The following is a 24,830-nucleotide window of genomic DNA, read 5'->3' on the forward strand; positions in this document are numbered from 1 at the left end:
TATTGGTATTGGATTCCCTGTTATTTACCCGTGTTCATTTCATAACGAAGAATGACTGCGCCGTTTTCTAGTGGACGTACCTCAATGGCTTTCAACTTGGTGCGGTCTATCCCTTGGAACAACGGTAATCCACCGCCCAGCAGCACCGGAGCTATGGTAATCCGGAGTTCGTCCACGAGCCCCATCCGCAACAGCGTCGATGCAAACTCCCCGGCGCCCCAAGCTACCATGTGTTTGCCGGACTGCTGCTTCAACGAGGCCACTTCCGCATGGGGATCGCGTGCGATGCGCGAATTCGCCCAGTCGATCGACTGCACGGTCTTCGAGAACAAGATGTGCGGGGTGTGTTCAGCCCATTGGGCATATTTCCTCTCATTCGGGTCGGCATCCGGATCGGTCAGTACCGACCGCCAATAGCCGGCATACTCTGTATACGTGTTGCTTCCTAACAGCACGGTATCCACATCTGCGAGGTCGTTGAACATGTGCTCCCAGATTTCCTCACCTGAGGATATCCAGTCTCCTTCGCCATTTGGTCCGGCGATGTAGCCATCGAGTGATATCTCCACTGATACAATTAGCTTTCTCATGATTTTTATTTTTAAGGTAAAGGTACAGCTTGTTTGCTGTGATCATGAGGTGCGCAAACGACATTATGACGGGCGGATTACGACAACCTAATTAATCTGAGACTTTTTGGTGCAAACATCGATTTGAGATTTGCAAATGGTCAATCAAATTGCTCGCCATTGATCACTCCATCCAACCAGGCAATCCGAACAGTCAAATAGTTCCGGATAAAGTCCACATAGTCTTGGTAAGTTTCACCGGTATACCAACTTTGATTGATATTGACTCCAAGGACATCCCATCGCTGAAAATTGGGTATTTGGCTATATTTGATCTGTGCTGCTTTCGCATCAACATATGCTGGAATGGATTGCACCTTGTCCCTTACAGCATTCCACCGATTACGGACTGACTTCTTAAATTCCGGATCATTCATGAGCTGGTTCATCCAAACCCTTGGCTCGTGAGCTTCGGTGAGCATCAATTTCTTCTCGGAATCCCCAAGGCGCTTGTCATTATTAAAGCCTATATCGAAATCCCAAACCGGCCCAACATATATCTTTGAATCTTGGCTACTCTTTTTATACATCCTCATGCTCCACAGCAGATCGGGGTTTCCACAAATTTCATTGATAAGATAATAATTAACAAAGCTCGCTAGATCAAAATATTGTCGATAATTCGCTTCGGAGCCATCACCTGAGATAAATAGGCTGTTTTCAAAAGATGTGACATAATCTCTGATATATTGAAATTCATCCGGAGTGATGTCATCTTCATCAGGAAACTTGATCGTGACGGGCATACCACGGGGGGTATAAAAATGAGAAGGTTCCTGGTCAGCATACCCGTCCCCTTCTATGATAAAGCCTCCATTATCTTCATCGATAGGTACCCGGTCTTCGCCTTCTTTGACATGTTCGGTCAGGGTATAATTTCCCATATATTCACCATTGAGGAATAATTCAACATATTGTTGACGGGGCGTATATTCCAGTTCTAACCTCCGGCTTACTTCGAAAGCCACATCGTTTCGGAGTAATGACTGATCACCATAATTGGCCATCAGTGCCCAACTCTTATCTGCTGGCATGCCCAACAACGAGGCTTTCTTGTCTAGTTTGATTCGATAGGGTTTTTTGGGCATTCCCCACGTGGCGTTACCGCGTCCCTTAACCGCTGTGATTCCCTCGAATAATACCTTACCTTCGAGCCCATTGGTGATCTTAATCTGTCCATCGACATATTCTTCTTTACTCTCAATTGGCTTGCCATCGGTGAAAAGGTAGATCGCCGGTAAGCCTGTGTCAGAGAACTTGACAATATAACGCCGGGTACTGCCGTTCTCCGCCGCTACGATGTATTCAACCAACTGTGAGAAATCCTGTTCTGAATTACCGCTTTGCTGTTCTTCATCGTCCACAGTTACCGCAATGCCATTGGATTCAAATTCGGGAATCAACGCGGTAATGTTTGTTCCTACCAATGTGTGGGCATAAATGGTGTCACCGTTTATTTCTGCTTCGATATCATTCCATAAGTCAGGATTTTTTTCCTTTTTGAAGACGAAACTAATTAGATCATTACTTTTTGACGGGTTTTCAGGAGTCTGATCTTTTGTGCAGGCTAAGGTAACGGCAAAAAATGCGATCAGATACCCATAATGCCAACGGTAAATTTCTTTTTTCATGGATCGTTCAATTTTTTAAGTTACCGATAGTGTAGTCCTATATGGTAAACCGTTTGTGCATCATATCGATATACTCTTGCCCCGATAGGGCCCTCCGGGTATGCAATAACGCAGGGTATCAGAATCATCTGCAGCCGCCACACCATCAGGCCCCAAGTTACTCTATATACTACAACTTTGCAAGAACTTGGGCCATTGAACAAAATTTATCTAAGTTTGAGCCAAGCCGACACAGCAGGAGGCACGCTTTATCAAGGACCGTGTAGGCTAGATGAAAACGTAGGAGGAATGGTATTTGATGGGATAGGCTCGCCGGAATTATACGGCTTTTGGTTATCTTTGCGGCTATAAATTGTCTGTCATGAATTTGCTGGCATTACTTTCCCTCACCCTATTGGCATCCTGTGGGCAGGCTGATAACTTTGACTTTGTGATCGGTGAATGGGAGCGCACCAACGAGGACGCGGGAAAGCATACGTTTGAAACCTGGGTGAAACGGGACGCTTCTACCTACCTCGGACACAGCTACACACTCCAGGGAGCGGATACGGTGTGGCAGGAGCACACTGTTCTGTCCCCGATTGCGGGCGTCTGGCATCTACAAGTGCGGCTGATGGGTGAAACGCAATCAACCGATTTCAAGGTGACCCAGTCGGATGACGGGTCGTTCACTTGCGCGAATCCGCAGAACGAATTTCCCAAAACCATCCGTTACAAGCGGGCAGGCACTGAGCTTCATGCAGAAATTTCCGGCGGCGGTGATCCGATCCCCTTTTTGTTTGCGCCCGTGTTACTGCAACCAACTAAGGATAGCTCGCTATGAACTTATCCGATTTTTCTCTCGAATGGAATATACATTTGGTATTATAGCTGATGACATAATTTCTATTTTTTTCCGGAAACTGGGATGTGGGGATTTTATGAAAGCTTCCCACTATGTAAAACAGCTCCCCTATCGCCGCAATAAAGACAAGAATAACCCTTCCGCAGTATTGGATGAACGGTGTGGCACATGCAGCACCAAGCATGCCCTGCTGAAACGTTTGGCAGATGAAAATGGGCATCTCGAATTAAAATTGATGCTGGGGATATTCAAAATGGATGGCCGTACTACCATCGCTGTTGAGTCGATACTTAAAAAGCATGGGTTAACATACATACCCGAAGCGCATAACTACCTAAAGGTGAACGGTGATATTTTGGACTTTACAGGCTTACCTATGAGTAAGAACGAGCTTGCCGATAAGCTACTCACCGAAATCGAAATTACACCGGATCAGATAACTGAGTATAAGGTTGGGTATCATCGGGATTATTTGGCCCGATGGCTTGTTGACGAGGGTCTACCCTATTCGCTGGACGAGATTTGGCAGATACGGGAAGAATGCATTAAGGAAATCGCGAGGAAACAATGTGAGCTGACAACAGACAGGCTAACCATGCGACCTTTCCGTGCCGAAGATGGTGCCATGATGTACGCACTCAACGACGACCCTGAGGTATTGCAATACACGGGTGATGTGCAGTTTGCGGACGTCGCCGCTGCCAGCGCATTTCTGCGCGACTACGATCAATATGAAAAATATAGCGTAGGGCGGCTAGTAGTGATCCTGAAAGAAACTGGTGAAACCCTCGGTTGGTGTGGGCTTAAGTATCATCCGGCGGCGGATGAATACGATATCGGCTACCGGTTGTTTAAGCGGCACTGGGGCAAGGGATATGCAACTGAAAGTGCAAAGGCAGCGATGAAATATGGTTTTGAGACGTTGAAACTGGACCGAATTATCGGCCGGGCAAGGGTTGAAAACCCAGCCTCCATCAATGTCTTCAACAAATTGGGGATGCGCTTCGTTGAGCCGTATACCGAAGACGGAATGAATTGGGTATTGTATGAAATGGTCAGGGAAATACAGATTTAAAAAAGATTGAATAGATGCATTTCCAATCACAAATCGTAAGCCGATTCCGGTAAATCGTAAAACTTTTGCAGGCAAAAATGGAAATCCACTTACTTTGAACGCGTCTTTTACAAGAAAAGCTATGAAGAAAGTGGACAAAAAGAATGTCGCGATCGTACTGTTGAGCCTCATTATCGTGGGATCCGCAGGCTATTACTTATTCGGACATGAGGTAGAGCGCCTCGTTCATCGATGGCAAAACCCACATATGTATGATTCAGAAGAAACCGCAGACCAATCGGCCGCTGAATACTATGGACATCCTGAGGTTGCAGATGCCGTATACAGCTGTGAACGTTTGTATTTTTATGGCGACATGGGTTATATGACCAAGGGCTCGTTACTTGACCAGACTGCCGCTGCGGCATACAGCCGCATTCCCGACACCCTACTTCTCATCCATTATGGCGAAGAAATCCAGCAAACGGAGCAAAAAGGCGTGAGCTTTTATGAAACGAAAGCCCGCTTCAGCCCGGTCAAGATCTATCCGGATAATCCCCCATTAACCACCTACCTGCGCCTGGCCGAACAGGGAAAGGTGGAATACTTAAAACTCTCGCCCAACAAGCGAGGTAGCCTTGAGGTGGAAGATGAGTGTGATTTCAGAAATGAGTATGCTAATTATTTCGACCCCGATGTGAGTTGGCAGCGCGATACGCCTTTGGCCATCAAAGAGGTACTTTTGGAGTTTTTCAAGAGCAATGAAGGCAGCAGCTTTGCCTTTGTCAACGACCGACGGAATACCGCGCAGGTGTACCGGCTTGCCAGCTTTACCGGACTGAACCAATATACCGACCAGCCGAAGCAGGAATTGGCAGTGGTGCTGAGTGAAAAGAACAGCACGGGCAACGTAAGAGAACGCATCATCGTCATCGGTTTCGACGATGCGAATAAAGGCAGGATTTTGTTCAACGAAGTGTTCTATTCCAAAATCCTGTTCACGGTCTATAAAGACCCCTATGCCCTCCCCAAAGAAGCCGTATCATTGGCCGCCTATGCCGCATCGGCACAGCAACTCATTGAGCTAAAAACCAATTCGGATCCTTATTCCTCCTATCTCTACTACGACAAGGAGTTTGATACGATGATCCGAAAGACATTTCGCCCCGAGGATGAAGAAAACCACTAAAAAGCACGTCTATATAGCTGGTGGCCTCTTGCTCATCACTTGGCTGATGACCGGGTTTGCGGTGGATGATGAGTTTTCGGGTGAGTTCCGGTTTTTTGTCAAGCACCGTCCCGCGCTTCAGTATTATTTTGAATCGCCATTGGGTATGGAGGATATGCCCGCGGATTATCCTGCGAATAAGACTGCGGCCTATTACACCTACCGGAATTTTGCGCTGGATAGACATTGGTCGTCCGATATGGAATGGGTGGCGGTCTTCCTCGTCGTGCTGACCATCGCCTGGACTGGATTTGCTGCGTTGGCAAAGAAAATAAGCTAACTTTACGCGCAAGTGATGAATAAAGTAGTTATCATAGAAGACGAGCCAGCCGCCATAAATGAACTGAAGGTATTGATCGGACAGGAAGAAGGTTTCGAGCTAATGGGAAATGCCGGCACATTGGATGAAGCGCTGCACCTGATCAGCCGTATACAGCCGGATCTGGTTTTCATGGACATCAACCTGTACGACTGCAATGCATTCGATATCCTGAATAGGCTCCAAACCATCCCAAAGCATATTATTTTCGTAACGGCTTACAACCAGTATGCCATCCGGGCAATCAAATACGGCGCATTGGATTACCTGTTGAAGCCGGTTGATGAGCAGGAATTCAAGGAGGCAATTGAGCGTGTACGGAACTTGAATGAGCTGGCTTCCAGGGAACAGCTTTCGTTGACTGAATCAGCCCTGCAAAAAAAGCAGGCACCACAACACATCGCGTTGCCCTCGGTTGGTGAGGTTCGGATTATACCGTTGGCTGATATCAGGTATTGCCGGGGCGACGGACCTTACACGCATTTTTTCCTTGTAAGCGGCAAGAAAGAAACCGCTTCCAGACCCTTGAAATTTTATGAAAGCATGCTACCCGAGGCACAATTTCTCCGTACCCACCAATCCTATGTCATCAATACGGTTTACGTAAAGTTGCTGATCAGTCATACGACCGTAGTGCTGGATAAAGGCGAAGAAATACCGATTTCATCCCGCAGGAAACAGGATATCCTGAACAGATTGATCCGGTAAGTGATGAGGAATCTCTTAACATATGGTTCGTTATTGTTCCTGCTCATCGTCGGTTTTTCCTGCGGCCGGAAAACAGCTGTAGGGGTAGCAGGCGGCTCCATTGAAGAAAAAATCCGGCAGCTGCAACCGATTCTCTTGACGCCGGACAATAAAGACTCGCTCGTGCGGTCGTGGAAAACACTGCTCGACGAGCAGCAGGTGAAAGAAAGCAATCTGTACACGGCCAAAGTAAATTACCAACTGGCCCGCTTGTACGGCATGACCAAGCAGAACGATTCTTCCGCCCTGCATCTAGAAAAAGCATTCCAACGCATCGAAGCCGAAAAAGGGCATTGGGAAGAGAAAGCCCGGATCTACCAGGGTATCGGAAACCTAAGCCTTGCCGAAGGGCACCTGCACCGCGCCAATTATTACTACAACAAAGCTGCTGCCATCGTGTTGGCGGATACTTCCGTTGCCCTGGAGCCATCGGCAAAAACCGCTATCCTGTTGGCTGCTGCACAGAGCAACCAGCAGTTCCAGCGATTGGATCTGGCGTTGGAAATGAACCGGGAAGCCTTATTTCTCTCCAAGCTATTGCCCGAAAAACACATCAACCGGCATCGGCCGATCACGCAACTGATCCAAAATCTCTACCACATCAAGGGCAACATAGACAGCATCGCCCACTATATTGAGCGGTTAGAGGCGCTTCAAATTCAATATCCGGACGTTTATGACCCTTATTTTCTATACGAAAGTAAAGCATTGCTTTATGATTTGAAGCGTGAACCGGATTCGGCATTGAAATACCAGTTGCTCAAAACAGCGCCTATGGAAAATGCGCCGAACAGTGGAAAATCAGGCAGTGTGATACTCAATAACCTGTTCATTTCCTACGTGAATATTGCCGGTATTTATACCGCTCAGCAAAACAGGACCAAGGCAACGGAATACTTTGCCAAAGCCAACCTCCTGCTTTCAAAAAATGAAACGGTCCTTGATTACGACCACCTCATCGTGTACCACCAGAACCGGGCTGATTATTATACGCTCTCGGGCGATCTGAAAGCATCCCTGCACTCGGCCAACGAAGTTATTCGCTTGCAAAGCGAACTCTATGACCGGCAAAATACGCAGGCTATCGCTGAAATGAATAGCTTGTATGAAATCCAGACGCAGGAACGTTCGATCCAGCAATTGAACGAAAGTTTACAGATCAAGGAACTGGAACTGCAGCAAAACCGTTTGTGGACGATGGTGAGCCTATTGGCAGCGGTCCTGTTGGCGATGGTTTTGTTTTTCATCTATTACGGATTCCGGCAAAGGCGTATACAGCAAGAAAAAGATCAGGTCATCCTGCAACAGCAACTGCTGCGTACACAGATGGAACCGCATTTTATTTTCAACACACTTACTGCGTTGCAGCATTACATCCGGCAGGGTCGCACAAAAGAGGCTATCAGCTACCTGAGCCGATTCAGCAAACTGTTGCGGAATTCATTGGAAATAAGCAGGGAGCAGTTGGTTTCGTTGGCGCAGGAAGTCGAAACGCTGGAATATTACCTGACCTTGCAGCAAATGCGCTTTGAAAATGCATTTACCTACACCCTGCGCGTGCCGGAAGGGATGGAAACCGACGAAATCCGGATTCCGCCGATGCTTCTACAGCCTTTTGTCGAGAACGCCATTCTCCATGGTGTGGATATGAAATCAGGAAACGGTTTTGTACACATCGTATTTTCGGAAGAAAGGGATATGCTTCATGTAGAAATCACCGATAGCGGCCGTGCCGGAAGGCAACAGCATACGACCGGGGGCCACCGTTCACTCTCCGGCATCATCAGCCGCGAACGGCTGGCACTATTGGGCAAAGAAGCCCGCATCGAAACCCGTAAAAATGAGGATGGCGGCACAAGCGTAACGCTGATGATTCCCGTTTCCTGACTTTGATACACGAATCGTAAATCTTTTCCCGCAAATCTAAAACCATTTTCAGTGTATTCCCTCTCCATCCTTATCTTGTTTTATAAAAGTATAGATCTATGCGAGTTATAGGTTATATCCTGCTCCTGGTAGCATCGGCAAGCTGCACATCTACCCGCAAGCTTTCCAAAAAATTTTCGGAGCAGCCGGCTGTCATCACAGCACAGTTTAGCGGTGTGGGCTATTCCAATACACCCGCAGAAATCACGGAGCGTTACACCGTTGTGCGTTCTCGCCTATGGGACAGATTGGCGGCACACCGTCCGGAAAAGGATACCCTGCCTCCCGTTCGCGACGAGGCGATCATCCGCTTGGCTTTGGCAACCGAAGCCCTTTTGAAAGTCGAGGCATACGAGCAGCAGCAACGTATCGCAGGTTTCAACGTTCCTGTCCGCAAACGCGACAAATACCTGATTTTGGAAAAGAAAAGAAAGATGATTCCCATTCCGGTTATCTATTTCGACGTGAAAGAAGCGATCACCGTATTGGCTCCACTGAAGAACAATCGGGTCGGAATCCACCGCTACAGCGACCATACCTTATGGATCCTATTTTTTGGGGCAAGCAAGACCGGCCGTTCCATCGAAGAATACGAACAGATTAACGAAACAGAATGAACAAGCGAACCTTTCTTTTCAATCCTAAAAAGCGCCGGAAAATCCTCATTATGGGTGTACTGGTGGCAGTGCTGGGCGGTGCCATGCTGTACGTTTCCTTACAATCCGGAGGGATAAAAACCGGGTACGTACTGGTATTTGCCAGTGTGACGGTTGGTGGCGGCAGCATGGCCCTGGCTCAGCTTCTAAGAATGACTAGCCGGGAGCAGACTGGCCTAGAGCTGGATGCCGACGGCCTCTATTTCAAAGGAACGATTCTTGGAAAAACCGTTGGGAAAATCAAATGGCGGGATATAGCAGCTATCCAGACCGGCACGGTTCATGGCAGCAACCAGTTGTTTGTCAAACTGGCGGTGCCGGGGCAGTATGCCGCGAAGATAGCTAACCGGCAGGTCCGGAAAATACTTTCAGCACAAGGTCTTCCATTGAATGCCGACGAACTAGACATTGATTTCCATGAAATGGAGACTTGTATCATGCAGTATTATCATCAATATCATTGAGGTCTCCAGTATTTTCAGCTCATTAATGTCGGGCTGTAAAAGCCCGTTAGGATAGGTTTTACGTTATATCAGGAAAGGGCATTTGGGGGCGGGTCGCCTGCGGGTTTGCCACGGCCTTCAGGTAAAGGTATATACACTTCATTATCCATGGGTGGCAACACAATACGCCCGTGTTTCCAGTCCTCCTTAGCTTGCTCAATCCGCTCTTTTCTACTGGAAACAAAGTTCCACCAGATATGCCGTTCGCCCAGGTGTTCACCTCCAAGCATCATCAACGTGGTTTGTTCGCAGGCAATAATCAATGGATCGACCCCCTTGGTGAATACCAACAGTTGTCCTGCGGTATACGTAATCCCGTTTACTTCGACGCTACCCCGAGCAATGTATGCCCCTCTTTCACTATGTCCAATGGGCAGCCCAAAATGAGTACCGGGTTCCAGTACGACATGTACATAGAACAATGGAGAATGTGTTTTGACATTACTTTTCAATCCATAGGCATCGCCTGCAATCAAACGCATCCAAATACCCGTGTCCGTAAAAACGGGCAATTGTTCAGCCTTGTAGTTGTTAAAGGAAGGGTCGCTCTCTTCATCTTTTTCGGGGAGTGCCACCCATGTCTGTATCATTTCCAGTTCTCCCCCGTTCAGCATCGCCGGATCTTCAAATCGTTCGCTATGCGAAATGCCTTTGCCGGCAGTCATCCAGTTGACCTCACCGGGTTTTATCACCTGCTCCACGCCAAGACTGTCCCTGTGGGTCACATGGCCACTGAACAAATAACTGACTGTGGATAGGCCAATATGCGGGTGCGGCAACACGTCCAAATTGTTTACAGCCGCTGCAGGAATCGTTACCGGGCCGCCATGATCCATAAAAATAAACGGCCCAACCATTCTCCGAAGCCGGTATGGAAGTATACGCTTAACGGCAAAACCTGGTGCAATTTCGGCCTGCCGGGTTTCTATAACGATATCGAGCATAGATTCAACGTTTAAACACTATTAGATATCAAACTTAGATAAATTATTGATTTTTTTATCATCTTTTTTCGCATCGTTGAGATCGCTATCTCTGAAGGCATTAACCCAACTTCTGCGCTTGTACGACATGCCGCAGGTTGTGGTAGACCACCACCCTGAGTGTATCTCCAAGGCGCAGTTTTATCCATTTTGAGATCGATATCGAAGTTTTGACCCCGGTTAGGTCCGTCTGTCTAGAAACTTCGAGGAGTTGGAGCAACTGTTCCTGCTGATGAATAAATTTATCCAACACGGAAGGGTCAAGCGGGCTATCCGCTGGATCCATCGATTTAAACGTCTTCATTTTGTTCATCCGCTCTTTTGGCAGCATGCTTTTCGCAAAATAATTTCCCAAAAGGCCGGGCTTGAAAACAGCCGATGGCCGGCATTTTGCATTTCGGATGCAGCGTTCAATTTCCGGAATGTAAAAATCCCCGTACCGGTTTAGATGTTCCACACATTCCAGTATATTCCAGCCGCCAGCGGCGGGCTTCCGGTTCAGCAACTCCTGCGGCAATTCCTTGAATGATTGTACCTCCCGGATGTGTTGCTGTGTGAGACCGCTCAATTCGGTCAATAACTCTTCCACATTTATCATACACGATTTTAAAGGCAAAGCTCCTGTATTTCCCGCAAATAATAATTGATTGAAGTCAAGATTTTTTAAGGCGGGACAACGTTTCCGGGGCCATCCGCAAATAGGATGCGATGTGTTTATGCGGAATTTGCTGAAACAATTGCGGACTTCGTTTCAATACACGCAGGTACCGATCTTTCGGTGAGCTGATGAGCATGTCCTTTTCGCGTTCCAGTTGCTGAAGCACCAGCTGTTCCAGCATAGCCTGCCATAATTGTCTGTTCGCCGGATTCAGCTCAATGAATGACAAATAAGCCGCTTTGGAAATGACTTTCACCTCGGTCCGTTTGATGGCTTGGATGTAAAAATCAGATGGTTTTCCGCTGATAAAACTGTCCAACGACGTAATAAAATCACCTTGGTACCCAAACCTCACAATGTGTTCTTCCTCACCGTCCCTCATACAGACCTTCAAGCTGCCCGATACGATGTAGTAGAGTTTCTTCTCAACCGCACCGTATTCAGCGAGGTATTTGTTTCTTTCCACGACGATGGACTTCTCCCACAAATTGAGGTTTTCAATCCGATTGTACAATTCACCAACGGCATTCATTCGGTCACCAGTTCAGTGTGTTATATAAAATGGCAATTCTTAAATAATGATCGCATCCATGCGTGCACCGAGTTCTATTAAGTATCCACTGATATCATCGACAAATGTTTCCGGCCCGCATACATAAAACCGCTTGTCAAAATCTCCGATGGCCTTCACCAGGAAATCGCGGTCTATTCTTTTTTCACCAAAACCGATTACGCCTTCTTTACTGAAAAAATTGGCGTAATTTTTACCCAGCATTTGAGTAAGTTCCTCATGCAGAATCACATCGTTGTGGTAGTGATTGGAATAGAACAAGCCAATGTCTCGCATATTGCCACTGTAGTATAAAGCCCGGAAGATGGCTATAAACGGAGTAATGCCGGTACCCCCTGCAATAAAAATACCAGGGCCTTTATAATCAATGGTTCCAAACACATCTTTCATCCGTATGGCAGTCCCTGCATTCAGCTTGCCCAATTGCTGGGTGACGCCGTTATGATCGTCATAGATTTTTATTATAAACTCAAGATAGTTCCAGAAATTAAGCGAAGTAAATGTAAAATTGCGCCATTGGTCCTCCCATCCCGGTGCATTAACGGCTAAATGCGTGGAGTGTCCGGGTATGTACGAAAAACCTGCCGGTTTTTCCAACACAAAACGTTTTACGTTATGCGTCACGTAACTGGTATCTAAAATCTTTAAATCGTAAATGTCGGTGATGACGTTGGTTATCATTCTGTATAGTTGCTTAACTTACTTCTTCTCTCATTTTAATTCCGCAAACTACGACTAAATTAGGAAAATAGAACTATAAAGTGAATACGAGATGGGCAATTGCTTATAGGCTACGGTTTTGCTATGGGGTGGAGTCACTACTGTACTTTCATGACCGGCAGTAACAGGCGTAGGAAGATTTAGTTTACGGAGTGGGAATATATGGATGAGGGCTTAGATCGGGATAGCAGATATAATAAGGGCTGCCACAATGGATTACCGCTGTGCCAGCCCCTTTATCAAAAATGGGTTTTACGTCAACTAATGACAATGGGATTTCGGTTAGCTTGTATTCCGGGATGTTTTCTAAGTCTTCTGACTGAGAAACGAGAAGGGATAAAAGCAGACTTGCTTTTAGCGGATAAGATTGTGTTTGAAAGGACAGGTTGTTTTTGCTCTGCGCTTTTTTCTAAAATCTCGTCGATCATGATAAGTTAAAATAATGTTAATATATAGTATCTAAATAATTAATGCAAAGATACCGCTTGTTACGTCATCATTTGTAACCTTAGTGTAATTATTACACACTTAAAAACTTATCACTATATACATGTATTACAGCATTTTAATGCCATATTTTGAATTTGTTAAAAACATTAATCAACTATCAATGCATGAAAATCCATTGGTGGTGATGAGGAAATCTAACGTTTCGGGGCCAATAAGAAGTCAATACGGACGTCACTATCCGCTTCAGGGTTGCATTGGCCATGCCCATCCCACAAACGGGCAGTGAGGGTGCCTTCGATGTACATCGTTCCATGGATCGCTTGGACACGACGAATGGTGATCCCTCCCGGGGAGGCCTGATTTTCCGGCCCGGTGACAACGCAACGTCGCCACCAAGTTTCCGGGGCATACTCGGGATATCGCCTGCCGGCTAGGTAAAGCATGTAACCTTTCCCATCGGCAGCAGCTGTATAACCGCTGCCATCATGCCAGGGGTAAAAACCGATTTGGGGAACGGATGGACCATAGATGAAAACCGAAAAGACATGACCGTCGGCATGTGATCCGGTGATCCAAAGATCTCCTAAAAGCTGGTAACCGTATGTTCCGGTAAGGCCTTCATGGTATGTTCCATTCCGGAACACCCGCCAATACGGCTCGGGATGTTCCCAGTCCGAACAGGCTGTATCATTTTTGCAGCCAGCCAGCATACACAACAGAAATCCGCAAAATAGGTACTTCATGTTCTATCTAACGTGAAAATGAACGACAAATCCATTAGTGGGGAATCTGAAACGAAACCTGCAATCCGCCATAGCTGTTCTGCTCAACGGTCAATTGCTCCCCAAAATGGTAAAACAGCCGTTTCGCGGTATTGGAAAGGCCGATTCTTCCTTCTGCAAAAATATTGGCGATATCTCGATTAATGGCTCCTCCGGCGGAGTGGGCCATTTTGCCGTACAAATCGCCAAAGTTTGCGGCGCACATGTTACCGCGGTCTGTTCGAGCCGGAATGTTGATTTCGTGATGGCGCTGGGGGCCGATCGGGTAATTGCTTATGACAAGGGGGGTATAGACAGCTTGGATGGTACTTTTGATCTGGTTTTGGATACGCACGGCAACCTGACCTATGCGGACTACAAGCGGTGGGGAAAACGGGGTGTGATGGTCGGTTTCACGACCGTCGGTAACCTGTTCGGCCTGTCCCTGAGAAAGGCCTTGGGCCGGTTTCCCCTTGCTCTGGTCAACGCCGAAGCCAACGCCACTGATCTAGAGACACTGGCCTCGCTCATTAAAGACGGTAAGGTTAGGGTCCACCTTGACCGGACTTATTCCTACCGGGAAATCCCGGAGGCCATACGCTACATCGAAGCAATGCGTACCCGCGGAAAAGTAGCTATGACATGGGGCGAATGAATTCTTGATCGATATATCTGCTGGTGTGCCGCCTCTGAGTTTTGACTGCTTGCATTCGATGAAATCGCTGCTAATACAATACGTTTAGCGCACCTTTAAAACCGCTGCCCTCAGGCATGGTAATGTGGTAATAATAAGCACCTACCGGCACCAACCTACCTTTGTATAGACCGTCCCACGGAACGCCATAGCCGTGAGACTGGAATACAATCTGTCCATTGCGATCAAAAACAGTCACCACAGCGGCCACGTCTTCCAGACCACCGATTATCCACGTGTCGTTGAAATTATCTCCGTTGGGTGAAAAGGTGTTCGGGATGAGGATATCTTCGCAGTATGGCCTCACCTCAAATGTCGTTGTGACCGTGCAGCCTTTTTCATCCTGTACTTCCAACGAATAAATACCCGGGGCGGAAACGTCAAAATAACGGCCGCTGTTGGCACCGCCATTCCAACGATAAGCCCGGTAACCCGCGGGAGCTTCCATGCGGATGGTCTCATGCGCTGCACTACAGAGTACCGTATCGCGGATCTGCGGGGCCGGTATCGGATCATAAACAGGAAGGTCGATCTCGGTGGTGTCTGAACAGCCGGCCGCGTTGGTCAATACAAGCGTGTATACACCTGGATTGCTCACCTCGATGCTCCGGGAGGTCTCCCCCGTTGACCATCGGTACGCGTAGGTTTCACCAGCCGCATGGTCAGCCGTCAACGTTGTCGATGTTCCGTAACACAGAGGTCCTTCGTCTGCCGCTTTGATTTGTGCCACTGGTGGTGCAACGAAGCGAACGATCAACTGATCGGATCTCACCGAGCAGGATCCGATTACAATCTCGACGGAGTATGCTCCCGACTGGGTTACCGCCAAGGTCGTATCAGACTCGCCGTGTAAAAGCACCCCATCCCGGTACCACCGCTTGGTTGTCCCCGGAGCGTAACCGGTTACCCTGATCATCCCCGGCTCACCTTCGCACATCAGAACATCCTCATCGGGGGAAACCGGCTTTTCCAAACGGTGAAAGCGGACCGTTACCGGATCGGAGAAAACGAAGTTGTCGCCGCACGCGCTGATCCCCACGGCGTACCTTCCGGCTTCCGCTGCAGAGAAAGTAGGGTTGGTTTCGCCTATCAATGCTTCCCCGTTTTTATACCATTGGTAGGAATAGTTTCCTTGGGCATTTTTTACTTCCATCGGGAATGTACCACCTTCACAAAGGTCTACCGTATCCGGATAGTCAAACGTAAATTTCGGTGTATCTGCCATCTCAACGGTAACCTCTTTGGAATAGAGTTCGATGTTTTCGCAACCGAACCACATGACCGCACGATACGTGCCCGGTTCAGTAAGGTAGACAAAATTCGTATCGGCACCGATGATATCCTGACCATTACGTTGCCATTGGATGAAGTTATCGGCGTCTTCATAAAAGCCTAGGGTTAATACATCGTTCCCGCTGCCACATATGTTGATCGTCTGTTCACTGAAATGACCGCCGTTGAAATACAGGGTACTCCCTACGTGTTCATAAGATGCCGCCTCAATCGAATAGGTCATTTTGAATAATCCATCGTCTGTAGCCACGTACATATACTGCTCACAGATCGGAAAGGGGGCATAGGCATGCATGCCATTCACTTCAATGGGTACCCCGTCACTGACAGACTCCATGTCGTATACCTCACGGCTACCTAATACGGTGTTATGGTATTGTGTGCTAAACTGCTGTTTTTGGCTCTCATTAGAAACGAAAAGCCCGTGGTCTGTACCAATCAGCATATAGGATAAATAATCATCGGTCAATGCACCTAGGAGATGTAGCTCATTGATAGCGTTCACTCGTTTATCATCGAAAAAAGCAATAGGCGTTGAGCGGGCATAACAATTACGTGTATTGAATAAGGAATTCAGGCCGGCATTCCCGGCCCAGAATATAGCAAAGTCATCATATAATGGAAGCTCGCGCATCCTCGGCGACACATACATGGTGCGAATAGCATCGGCGGACGTTGCGCGTAAGTCTATCGGCACCTCACGTAGCGTCCCGCCGCCGTTGTGAAAGACAAATAAGTTCATATTGCTGACCTCGGTACCAAGGCAGTTTCCACCCATACCGGTCTCGCCGTAGAAAAGCGTATAGGTAAGCAATTTTCGGTCATTTTGCCGGATTAACATTGGGTTCGTATTGGCCGGATCCGGAGGGAGTATTTCCAAATCGTTATCGGTACCGTAAGAATAATTCGGTGTCGTTATAGATAGGGCGCTTTCATACCATTGTAAAGAACTATAATGATATTGGATATGATATTGCTTTGGGATAGCCACTGAAGTAATTTTAGGTTCATGCAACCCCGTCTCTGCTCCATAGCGGCGTACTTCTTCCCCCATCAACAAAAACGCATAATCCCCATCCGTACCCAACAACAACGTATCCGCTGAACGTGAACTGATATCCGTAAATGGCTTTGTCGAATAGTCAGCAAAAAAAGACGTGAAATCTCTTACTTGATCATCCGGTGATATCCTGGCTATGAAATTATTTTCACCCAGCACCCACACGTAATTGTCCCAGGTGGTTTCCACCTTAAGAATCTTCTTGCCCGCAAAGAAATGTGCATCAATATGTAAGTTAAGCTGCGCAAATAGCGGATTGCTCAAAAGCAACGTCGTAAAAAACAAACCCCAGCATTGAACAATATGCTTCATAATTCGGATCGGATTAAAACATCACCTGCGGGCAAAATACCTTATACCGGTTGTTGAGCAGGAAACCCAGCACCACCTCGTGGCTGCCGTGGGCCAGCGTACGTACCGGTCCGGTACTGAAATCGTAGGAATAACTGAGATTCAATAATGCACTGATATTAATACCCGCCATCGCCGAAAAGGATTCGTGGTTGCGGTAGCCGCCGCCCACCCAAAGGCGGTCCCGGAACGCCAGCTTGACGTTGTAATCGCCCACAAACGGCATCCGCGCCATTTGTTTGAACAGCACCGAGGGCACAACCGCCATATCGCCGCCCAGGTGCAGCTTGTACCCGGCCGTAAGAAAAAATTGCTGATATCCACCGAGACGCCGGGCATTATCCGAAAATGCCAACGGGTTACCGAGCAGCTGCTGTGCGGAAACGCCTGCGAAAAAGCGTGCGCCATACAGCCAGAGACCCAATCCCAGCTCCGGAGCCACGCGGCTGTCGGCATAGCCGGCCAGCACGGGATCGTCCGGTGTGCTGATACCGGCCATATCCAACCGCACCTGCGAGATGCCTGCATTTACACCCGCCGAAAGATTCACCGTTTCGGTTATACGCAGGTGGTAGGCGTAGGCCACCAACGCATCGGTACGGACAAACTGCGCCGCACGGTCGTGCTGCACAATAACGCCTGCACCATGGTGGGGTTCCGAAGCTCGGTACCGGTGGCTGTACCCCCGGCTGTAGGGATTGTATCCCCCCTCTCCGAAAGACGTGGCACCGTCCTGGATGTGCCGGGCACCGATCGGCATATGCGCCGACAGGTATGCCGTCTGCGGTGCTCCCTCCAAGCCGTGCCATTGGCTACGCCCTCCGAGCTTCACATCAACATAGCGCTCAATGCCTGCCACGGCAGGGTTCATCAGAAATCCATTGAAGATGTATTGTGTATACTGTGGACGTTGTTGTGCCCACAGCATGGATGACATACTAAGGAAAAGGAGGAAGATACCGGCAGATCTTGCGTACATACAGTTTCCTTGGATCAATTAGTCTGTGAGAATCCCTAAGTTGCCAGTGTAATGATATCCGCCGGTTGCACGGATCCGAAGATGGAGAAACAGTAAGGATAACGTTTACGCATGGCGGTTGACGGATGAGATGTTGATGACAATTTTGTTTGTTCTCTCTTTTTTCGGGCCTTTTAGTTTTATAAGGTCGTTGTGATGTGCAAGATAAAACATCGTTTTGGGATTTGCAAATGTTGTTACTCAATACGGGTTCTTGCATCCAACCACTTGTTCCTTCTTATTTTATTTCTGTACATTCGGCGCAATGGTTGACTTGATGGTTAATAAAACGCTAAATCATGAAAAATAAAAAGGGATTATTAATTGTTTTTATAATCGGCGCCATCGTGATAGGTGCGGCATTATTTAAGCAATTCGACTTTCAAAACTTTAAATTAGAAAAGCCTGCATTAGCCGTTGTTTATGTCATAGCTTTTGTTTTTTGTATTTCAGCCACAGTAAAGAACTTAAAAAACAACTAACAGCAGATATCACCGATTAAATGGATACTCTTGTATCCAACGGAACCGATTGTTCAGCAGCCGGAAGGTCTGGAGATCACGCTCCCGTAAGTGGATAACCATCCCCTCTTTATGAAGTACCCCATCCAATTGCAACTCGGAAGTATCTGATTGCTTATATGTAAACATACCCACCGTTTCACCGTTTTGCGTACCTTTGATGCTGAGCCGATGGGTGGCCTCATCCCACGAAGAGGGATAGTATACCAAAGAATCATTCATGAGTTTGACATGCACGTAGTCCGGCGACTGCAGGATCAGTTGTTTCCATCTTTTGGTGTCTGTGGTCAGCGGCGGCAGGGTATCGCCTCTCAGCACGAACCGGTCTACATCAAAGATGCCATATAACGGTGGCTTGGGCCGGCGATCGCCGTACGTATGAACGGCCCGCCAGGAGCTGTAAGCATCGCCTCCGAATATGACCCCTACAAAGATAATTTTCACTATCAATGCCACGATCCGCCAACGACGGGATAGCTTGAAAACGTACGGCCGGCGGGGCTGGGTTGCTTCATTCCATAAGACTACCTGCAACAATCGCCTGGTATCTGGAGCAATAAGAAAAACCGCCATCAGTACCAACAACGTAGCATAAAGCTTGACTGGAATGTCGAAGGTAAAGTTCATTACCATCACGTTTACCATTACGATAGCCACCAGCAAGGCACCCAACAGCGTTGTACGCCTGAAAAACAGCAACATCCCGCCAATGACTTCAGACAATCCTGCAAACATGCTGAATGCGGGGGAATACCCCACGTATGTCCAAGCCAGGCCCATAGGCGATTTATCGCCCAGCGGCTGCAGGAGCTGCAGCAGCGAAGGCGAAGGCATCTGCAAATGAAATACCTTTGACATGCCGTACATAAGCATCATCACTCCTAAATAATAACGGACGTAAATACGCAATACCTCCAGCAATTGGTTATGCGACCGGCGTTGCCGGGCAAGCAGGGTCCATAGCGTAGCCGCCACCAGGGAGCAGGTAAATGCAATCAACAGGAAGACATAATCATAGGTTTTGTCGCCACTACCGCTAAAAAATATTGTGATGGGTTCATCGAGCTTCAATACCTGAGCGCCTACCCACGGAACTACCGCATGCCAAATACGGGTGTACCACTGCGTCAGAATATGCAAACCGGGTACATGACCCAGTGGGAAGGGAAAGATATATAGACTAAAAAACACCAGAAAAAAACGGAACCAAAGCAATTGCCGGATGGTCCAGGGTTGGTAAGGGGATTCAACTTGCATAACTAAACCTAACGAAATATAGTATAAACAGCCTTGGGCTACTAACAAATTAAAGGAAAATTTCGGTAAACAGACATAGCTATTGCATAACGAATATTCTTCCAAATTCGATTTTTACATTAATTTCCCAAATTAATACCCTACTTTTATAACAGCTAATCGTTATAAGCATGGCCTGATTATGGCCTTATTGATCGACGGGGAAACGATGAATCATTATTTTTTTACGTTTTTATTGATGATTGTCTGCGCAGGCTGCTCCGCGCCACTTCCCGATGATGTGGCAGCGGCATACGATACCTTACCCGACAAATTGGATTATAATACACACGTTAAACCGGTATTGTCTGACAAATGCTTCTCCTGCCACGGTCCCGATAAAGCCAATCAGGAGGCGGGGTTACGGTTAGACATCGCAGAAATAGCCTATGCAGAGCTACCCGAAACACCTGGAAAAGTGGCTATAAAACCGGGAAACCTCAATGCGAGTGAGCTGTTTCACCGCATCGTGGCGGCCGACCCTGATTATCGGATGCCGCCCCGGCAGTCTCACCTTACGCTCAGCGCGGAAGAGAAGGCAATCCTGGTAAAGTGGATTAAGGATGGTGCAGAATATCAGCCCCATTGGGCATTTGTAAAACCCGAAAAGCCGACTCCGCCGAAGGTGCCCGACAAAAACTGGCGTGTTCGTAATGAAATCGACAACTTTATCCTCTACCGCCTGCACCGGGAAGGGTTACAGCCCTCGGGAGAAGCTGATAAAGAGGTTTTATTACGCAGGCTCAGCCTTGATCTTACGGGATTGCCGCCGACGCTCGCAGAGATCGAAGCGTTTCTAAAAGACGAGTCGCCGGACGCGTACGAAAAACAGGTAGACCGGCTGTTACAATCCCCGCATTATGGAGAACGGATGGCAATGGACTGGCTGGATGTAGCCCGCTTTGCCGACTCGTACGGCTATACGGTTGACCGCATCCGCGACATGTCACCCTACCGCGATTGGGTCATCAAGGCCTTTAACCAAAACCTGCCCTACGATCAGTTTGTCCACTGGCAACTAGCGGGTGACATGATGCCCAATGCGACCCGAGACATGATCGTTGCAACGGCCTTTAACCGCAATCACCAGCAAAATATGGAAGGAGGCATCATTGAGGAGGAGTTCAAGGCAGAGTACGTCATGGACCGCACAAACACCTTTGGGGATGCATTCCTGGGCATTACCGTTAGCTGTGCCCGCTGCCACGACCATAAGTTCGATCCCGTTACCCAAAAGAATTATTTTGAGCTTTACAGCTTCTTTAATAACATCCCCGAAGCCGGACAGATATCGTGGGACGATACTCCCCCTGCACCTACCCTCTTGCTGCCAACGGAAGAACAGGAAGCCATGTTGCGCTTCATCGATAAACATGTTGCTGAATCTGAACAACAAGTGGAGCAGGCCATTGTGCATGCCGATACAGATTTTAAACACTGGTTAGCTTCCGGCACATACAAAAAACTGAACGAAGTGACCGTACCCAAAGAAGGCCTCCAGGCCCGGTATACGTTCGACCAGAAAAACCTTAACGGTGGCATATTCAAGGTAGAAGCCGGTGAGGTAAAAGCGCCTCCGGTGTTCGTGAAACATGGAGCAGGGTTTGCGTTGGCTTTTGATGGCGATGCCTGGCTGGATTTTAACCAAGTGGGCATTTTCCGTAGGTCGCAGCCCTTCACCGTGGGGATGGAGGTATTTATCCCCGCCGGAATGAAGGAAGGTGTCATTCTACATAAGGGCTATGGAGAGCGGCACTTTAATTTCAAGGGGTATCACCTCTATCTCAAGAATGGCCGGGTCGAAATGAGCATGGCCCACGCAGCCCCGGGAAATGCGATCATTAAAATCAGCCGCGATACCATCCCCCGGGACAGGTGGGTGCAAATGACCATGACCTACGATGGTTCCTCGCGTGCCGCAGGGCTTCAATTTTTCCTCGACGGTAAAGCAGCCGAGATGGACACTCAAATGGACAACCTGTATAAAGACATTATCTTCACCGGGGGGATGCCACAATATGGATTGCAGATCGGCGGATGGGCAAGAGGCCTCGGCCTCAAAGATGGCTTGGCAGACAACATCGTCGTATACAGCCGCGCGTTGACTCCTTACGAAGTAAGCGTGCTCGCCGGAAAGGCTGCATGGAAGCCTGTTGCGAGTAAAGACCGGAATCTCCTCACCGAAGCGGATGTAAACATCCTCAGGGCCTATTATTTCTCCACCGCTGACCCCAACGTACTGGCGGCCCATCGACAGTTGGAGCAATGGCGTACCCGACAGGCTGACTCTACCGAAGCATTGAAGGAACTGATGGTAATGCAGGAAATGGATGTGCCGAAGCAGGCCTATGTGCTGGACCGCGGCGTATACGACGCACCCACCGAAAAGGTATATCCCAATACGCCTGCTTCCATACTTTCTTTTCCGGAAAATCTTCCCCGAAACCGTTATGGCCTCGCCCAATGGCTAACCCACGAAGATAACCCCCTCACTGCCCGTGTGGCCGTAAACCGGATGTGGCAAAACCTTTTTGGTACCGGTTTGGTTAAAACGGCAGAAGACTTCGGCAATCAGGGTGAAATGCCTAGCCACAAGGAGCTGCTGGACTGGCTGGCGGTGACCTTCCGGGAATCGGGCTGGGACGTCAAGAAACTAATGAAAATGATGGTCATGTCTGCCACCTACCGGCAGCATTCGTATACAGCCCCCGAACTCAGGGACCGGGATCCGGAAAACCGATTGTTAGCACGCGGTCCATCCTATCGGTTGCCTGCCGAAATGATCCGGGATAATGTGCTGCTGGCTAGCGGACTGCTCGATCATCGTATTGGGGGTAAAAGCGTGAAACCTTATCAGCCGCCGGGCCTTTGGGAGATTAACAACACCACCTATGTGCCGGATACAGGAGATGCCATTTACCGCCGCAGTTTATACGTAATGATCAAACGTTCTGTACCGCACCCGACACTGAGCACCTTCGATGCCACTTCCCGGAGCTATTGCGTTATCCGGCGACAAAAAACAAACACGCCGTTACAGGCCCTGGTGACGTTGAATGACCCTACATTTGTAGAAGCCTCCCGCGCAATGGGAGAAGAAATGACCAAAATTGCCGATACCAAGCAAGCCATCACACAAGCCTACAGACGCCTCACCAGCAGGCATCCTGCGCGTGAAGAATTAAATCTGTTGATGGAACTGCAAAAAGTGGAACGCAAGAAGTTTGCCGCTGATCCGAATAAATCACGGGGGTGGTTGACCGTGGGTCAGCACCGGCCTTCCAAGGATCTGGATGCCTCCCTCCTCGCGGCAAACACGGTAGTAGCCAGCACGATTTTAAATTCGGATGCGGCATTGACGAAAAGATAAGTATCATACAAAACAGTTGAGATCATGTCACACCATCATGACGATGAAAACAATTTCCGCTTGCATACGCCGGCATTTGACAAACTGAACAAACGGTTAGACCGCCGTAATTTTCTGACGAAAACCTCCCTCGGCATCGGTGCGTTAGCGTTGAGTTCCTTATTGGGCAAAAATTGGGCCTCCGGCAAAGGAACGCCATCAGCGGCCGCTTCCGAGGCTGCGATTGACGACGTGATCAATGCATTGCCGCATTTTGCACCCAAAGCGAAAAGAGTGGTCTACCTTTTCATGAGCGGCGGGCCGTCCCAAATCGAAACATTCGACTACAAACCGGCGCTCGTTGACCGGTATGGACAGGACCTGCCGGGTTCCGTCCGCCAAGGGCAACGCCTTACTGCCATGAGTGCCAGCCAGAGCAAATTCCCGATGGTGCCATCGCTCTACAAATTCAACCGGTATGGCAAGAATGGTACATGGGTGAGCGAGCTGCTACCCCATACGGCCAAGGTCGTAGACGAGCTCTGCATTATCAAATCCTTGCACACAGAGCACATCAATCACGACCCCGCCATTACGTTTTTCCAGACAGGTAATCAGCTTCCGGGAAGGCCTTCGATCGGCTCATGGCTTAGTTACGGACTCGGCACGGATAATGAAAACTTGCCTTCGTTCATCGTGTTGGTATCCAAAAATGCACCCAAAGATCAACCCCTGTATACCCGGCTGTGGGGGAATGGTTTTCTTCCGTCAGCGTATCAGGGGGTAGAATTCAGGGCGGGCAAAGACCCCGTCCTTTACCTCAATAATCCGGATGGATACGATGGAACGGACAGGGAAGAAATGCTGGACTACCTTACCCGCCTCAACAAGCTGCAAAACAGTGCCTACGGCGATCCCGAAGTAGATGCGCGGATTGCTCAATATGAAATGGCCTATCGGATGCAGACATCCGTGCCTGACGTTATGAGTGTGGCCGATGAGCCAAACGAGGTATTTGAGCTGTATGGGCCGGATAGCCGCGACCCCGGTACTTATGCCGCCAATTGCCTCCTTGCGCGGAAGTTACTGGAGAAAGATGTGAAGTTTGTGCAGCTGTATCATCAAGGGTGGGATCACCACGGCGGGCTGCCCTCCGGTATTGAAAATCAATGCCACCAGACAGATCAGCCCACGGCAGCGCTGATTACCGACCTCAAACGGCGGGGATTGCTCGAAGACACGCTCGTCATCTGGGGTGGAGAATTTGGCCGTACGGTGTATTCACAGGGACAGCTTACCCCTACCAATTACGGACGGGACCACCATCCGCGCTGCTTTACCATGTGGATGGCGGGAGCGGGTGTGAAAGCGGGCTTCTCCTATGGAGAAACCGATGAATTCAGTTACAACATTGTGAAAGATCCTGTACACGTGCATGACTTCCAGGCAACGCTGTTGCACCTGATGGGTGTTGACCATGAACGGCTTACGTATAAGTTCCAGGGACGGAGGTTCAGGCTCACGGATACTCACGGAAATGTGGTAAAAGATATTCTCAGCTGATTTTC

The 24,830-nt window shown here is 48.5% G+C and carries 22 protein-coding genes; 12 read left to right on the forward strand and 10 right to left on the reverse strand.

Annotation, left to right across the window (positions count from 1 at the left end; genetic code table 11):
• Positions 1-20: 20 nt before the first annotated feature.
• Complete coding sequence (locus IEX60_RS14790) at positions 21-590, reverse strand: dihydrofolate reductase family protein (RefSeq protein WP_188751958.1); 570 nt, start codon at positions 588-590, stop codon at positions 21-23.
• Positions 591-730: 140 nt separating this feature from the next.
• On the reverse strand, positions 731-2,260 hold the full coding sequence (locus tag IEX60_RS14795) for a CotH kinase family protein (RefSeq protein WP_188751960.1): 1,530 nt from the start codon (positions 2,258-2,260) through the stop codon (positions 731-733).
• Between the two features lie 361 nt (positions 2,261-2,621).
• On the opposite strand from IEX60_RS14795, the gene IEX60_RS14800 reads away from it, so the two are divergent.
• The 8 genes from IEX60_RS14800 (at position 2,622) to IEX60_RS14835 (ending at position 9,498) form a co-directional block, all read left to right on the forward strand.
• Positions 2,622-3,083: a DUF6265 family protein gene (locus IEX60_RS14800; RefSeq protein ID WP_188751962.1), complete on the forward strand. Its 462-nt coding sequence runs from the start codon at positions 2,622-2,624 to the stop codon at positions 3,081-3,083.
• A gap of 97 nt (positions 3,084-3,180) precedes the next feature.
• Positions 3,181-4,179 carry a GNAT family N-acetyltransferase gene (locus IEX60_RS24835; protein WP_229717580.1) on the forward strand — a complete coding sequence of 333 codons (999 nt, stop codon included), beginning with the start codon at positions 3,181-3,183 and terminating at the stop codon, positions 4,177-4,179.
• A 121-nt stretch (positions 4,180-4,300) separates the two neighbouring features.
• A complete protein-coding gene (locus IEX60_RS14810) occupies positions 4,301-5,347 on the forward strand; it encodes a hypothetical protein (protein WP_188751964.1) in 1,047 nt (348 codons plus the stop codon).
• The gene (locus IEX60_RS14815) at positions 5,331-5,666 is read left to right on the forward strand and encodes a hypothetical protein (RefSeq protein WP_188751966.1); all 336 of its coding nucleotides are present in this window, start codon (positions 5,331-5,333) and stop codon (positions 5,664-5,666) included. The genes IEX60_RS14810 and IEX60_RS14815 overlap by 17 nt, the downstream gene beginning before the upstream one ends.
• Positions 5,667-5,681: 15 nt before the next feature.
• On the forward strand, positions 5,682-6,413 hold the full coding sequence (locus tag IEX60_RS14820) for a LytR/AlgR family response regulator transcription factor (protein ID WP_188751969.1): 732 nt from the start codon (positions 5,682-5,684) through the stop codon (positions 6,411-6,413).
• Positions 6,414-6,416: 3 nt separating this feature from the next.
• Positions 6,417-8,339 (forward strand): sensor histidine kinase, encoded by a 1,923-nt coding sequence (locus tag IEX60_RS14825; RefSeq protein ID WP_188751970.1) that lies wholly within the window; start codon positions 6,417-6,419, stop codon positions 8,337-8,339.
• Between the two features lie 98 nt (positions 8,340-8,437).
• Positions 8,438-8,995, forward strand: a complete 558-nt coding sequence (locus tag IEX60_RS14830) for a hypothetical protein (protein WP_188751973.1) — start codon at positions 8,438-8,440, stop codon at positions 8,993-8,995.
• Complete coding sequence (locus tag IEX60_RS14835) at positions 8,992-9,498, forward strand: STM3941 family protein (RefSeq protein WP_188751975.1); 507 nt, start codon at positions 8,992-8,994, stop codon at positions 9,496-9,498. Before IEX60_RS14830 ends, IEX60_RS14835 begins: the two co-directional genes overlap by 4 nt.
• Before the next feature lie 68 nt (positions 9,499-9,566).
• Here the strand turns inward: IEX60_RS14835 and IEX60_RS14840 are convergent, their stop codons facing one another.
• The 5 genes from IEX60_RS14840 to IEX60_RS14860 all read right to left on the reverse strand — a co-directional run bounded on the left by IEX60_RS14840 (position 9,567) and on the right by IEX60_RS14860 (position 13,662).
• Complete coding sequence (locus IEX60_RS14840; protein ID WP_188751977.1) at positions 9,567-10,481, reverse strand: pirin family protein; 915 nt, start codon at positions 10,479-10,481, stop codon at positions 9,567-9,569.
• A gap of 100 nt (positions 10,482-10,581) precedes the next feature.
• Positions 10,582-11,118, reverse strand: a complete 537-nt coding sequence (locus tag IEX60_RS14845; protein WP_229717581.1) for a DinB family protein — start codon at positions 11,116-11,118, stop codon at positions 10,582-10,584.
• A 55-nt stretch (positions 11,119-11,173) separates the two neighbouring features.
• On the reverse strand, positions 11,174-11,710 hold the full coding sequence (locus IEX60_RS14850) for a Crp/Fnr family transcriptional regulator (protein WP_188751979.1): 537 nt from the start codon (positions 11,708-11,710) through the stop codon (positions 11,174-11,176).
• 39 nt (positions 11,711-11,749) lie between these two features.
• Positions 11,750-12,430: an FAD-binding oxidoreductase gene (locus tag IEX60_RS14855; protein ID WP_188751981.1), complete on the reverse strand. Its 681-nt coding sequence runs from the start codon at positions 12,428-12,430 to the stop codon at positions 11,750-11,752.
• A gap of 683 nt (positions 12,431-13,113) precedes the next feature.
• Entirely contained in the window at positions 13,114-13,662 is a 549-nt protein-coding gene (locus IEX60_RS14860) for a hypothetical protein (protein ID WP_188751983.1), read from the reverse strand.
• A gap of 37 nt (positions 13,663-13,699) precedes the next feature.
• Here IEX60_RS14860 and IEX60_RS14865 point away from each other — a divergent pair, with 37 nt between their 5' ends.
• Entirely contained in the window at positions 13,700-14,335 is a 636-nt protein-coding gene (locus IEX60_RS14865) for a zinc-binding dehydrogenase (protein ID WP_229717582.1), read from the forward strand.
• Between the two features lie 70 nt (positions 14,336-14,405).
• Here IEX60_RS14865 and IEX60_RS14870 read toward each other — a convergent pair whose 3' ends face one another.
• Positions 14,406-17,039: a T9SS type B sorting domain-containing protein gene (locus IEX60_RS14870; RefSeq protein ID WP_188751985.1), complete on the reverse strand. Its 2,634-nt coding sequence runs from the start codon at positions 17,037-17,039 to the stop codon at positions 14,406-14,408.
• A 13-nt stretch (positions 17,040-17,052) separates the two neighbouring features.
• Positions 17,053-18,057 (reverse strand): PorP/SprF family type IX secretion system membrane protein, encoded by a 1,005-nt coding sequence (locus IEX60_RS14875; RefSeq protein ID WP_188751987.1) that lies wholly within the window; start codon positions 18,055-18,057, stop codon positions 17,053-17,055.
• Positions 18,058-18,395: 338 nt separating this feature from the next.
• On the opposite strand from IEX60_RS14875, the gene IEX60_RS14880 reads away from it, so the two are divergent.
• On the forward strand, positions 18,396-18,578 hold the full coding sequence (locus IEX60_RS14880; RefSeq protein ID WP_188751989.1) for a hypothetical protein: 183 nt from the start codon (positions 18,396-18,398) through the stop codon (positions 18,576-18,578).
• 9 nt (positions 18,579-18,587) lie between these two features.
• Here IEX60_RS14880 and IEX60_RS14885 read toward each other — a convergent pair whose 3' ends face one another.
• Positions 18,588-19,874, reverse strand: coding sequence for a DoxX family protein (locus IEX60_RS14885; protein WP_188751992.1), 1,287 nt, complete (start codon positions 19,872-19,874; stop codon positions 18,588-18,590).
• 181 nt (positions 19,875-20,055) lie between these two features.
• On the opposite strand from IEX60_RS14885, the gene IEX60_RS14890 reads away from it, so the two are divergent.
• Positions 20,056-23,283, forward strand: a complete 3,228-nt coding sequence (locus IEX60_RS14890; protein WP_229717583.1) for a DUF1553 domain-containing protein — start codon at positions 20,056-20,058, stop codon at positions 23,281-23,283.
• 24 nt (positions 23,284-23,307) lie between these two features.
• Positions 23,308-24,825, forward strand: coding sequence for a DUF1501 domain-containing protein (locus IEX60_RS14895; protein ID WP_188751994.1), 1,518 nt, complete (start codon positions 23,308-23,310; stop codon positions 24,823-24,825).
• The last annotated feature ends 5 nt before the right edge of the window (positions 24,826-24,830 follow it).

It is taken from the genome of Parapedobacter defluvii (assembly GCF_014642075.1).
In the GTDB taxonomy this organism is placed as follows: domain Bacteria; phylum Bacteroidota; class Bacteroidia; order Sphingobacteriales; family Sphingobacteriaceae; genus Parapedobacter; species Parapedobacter defluvii.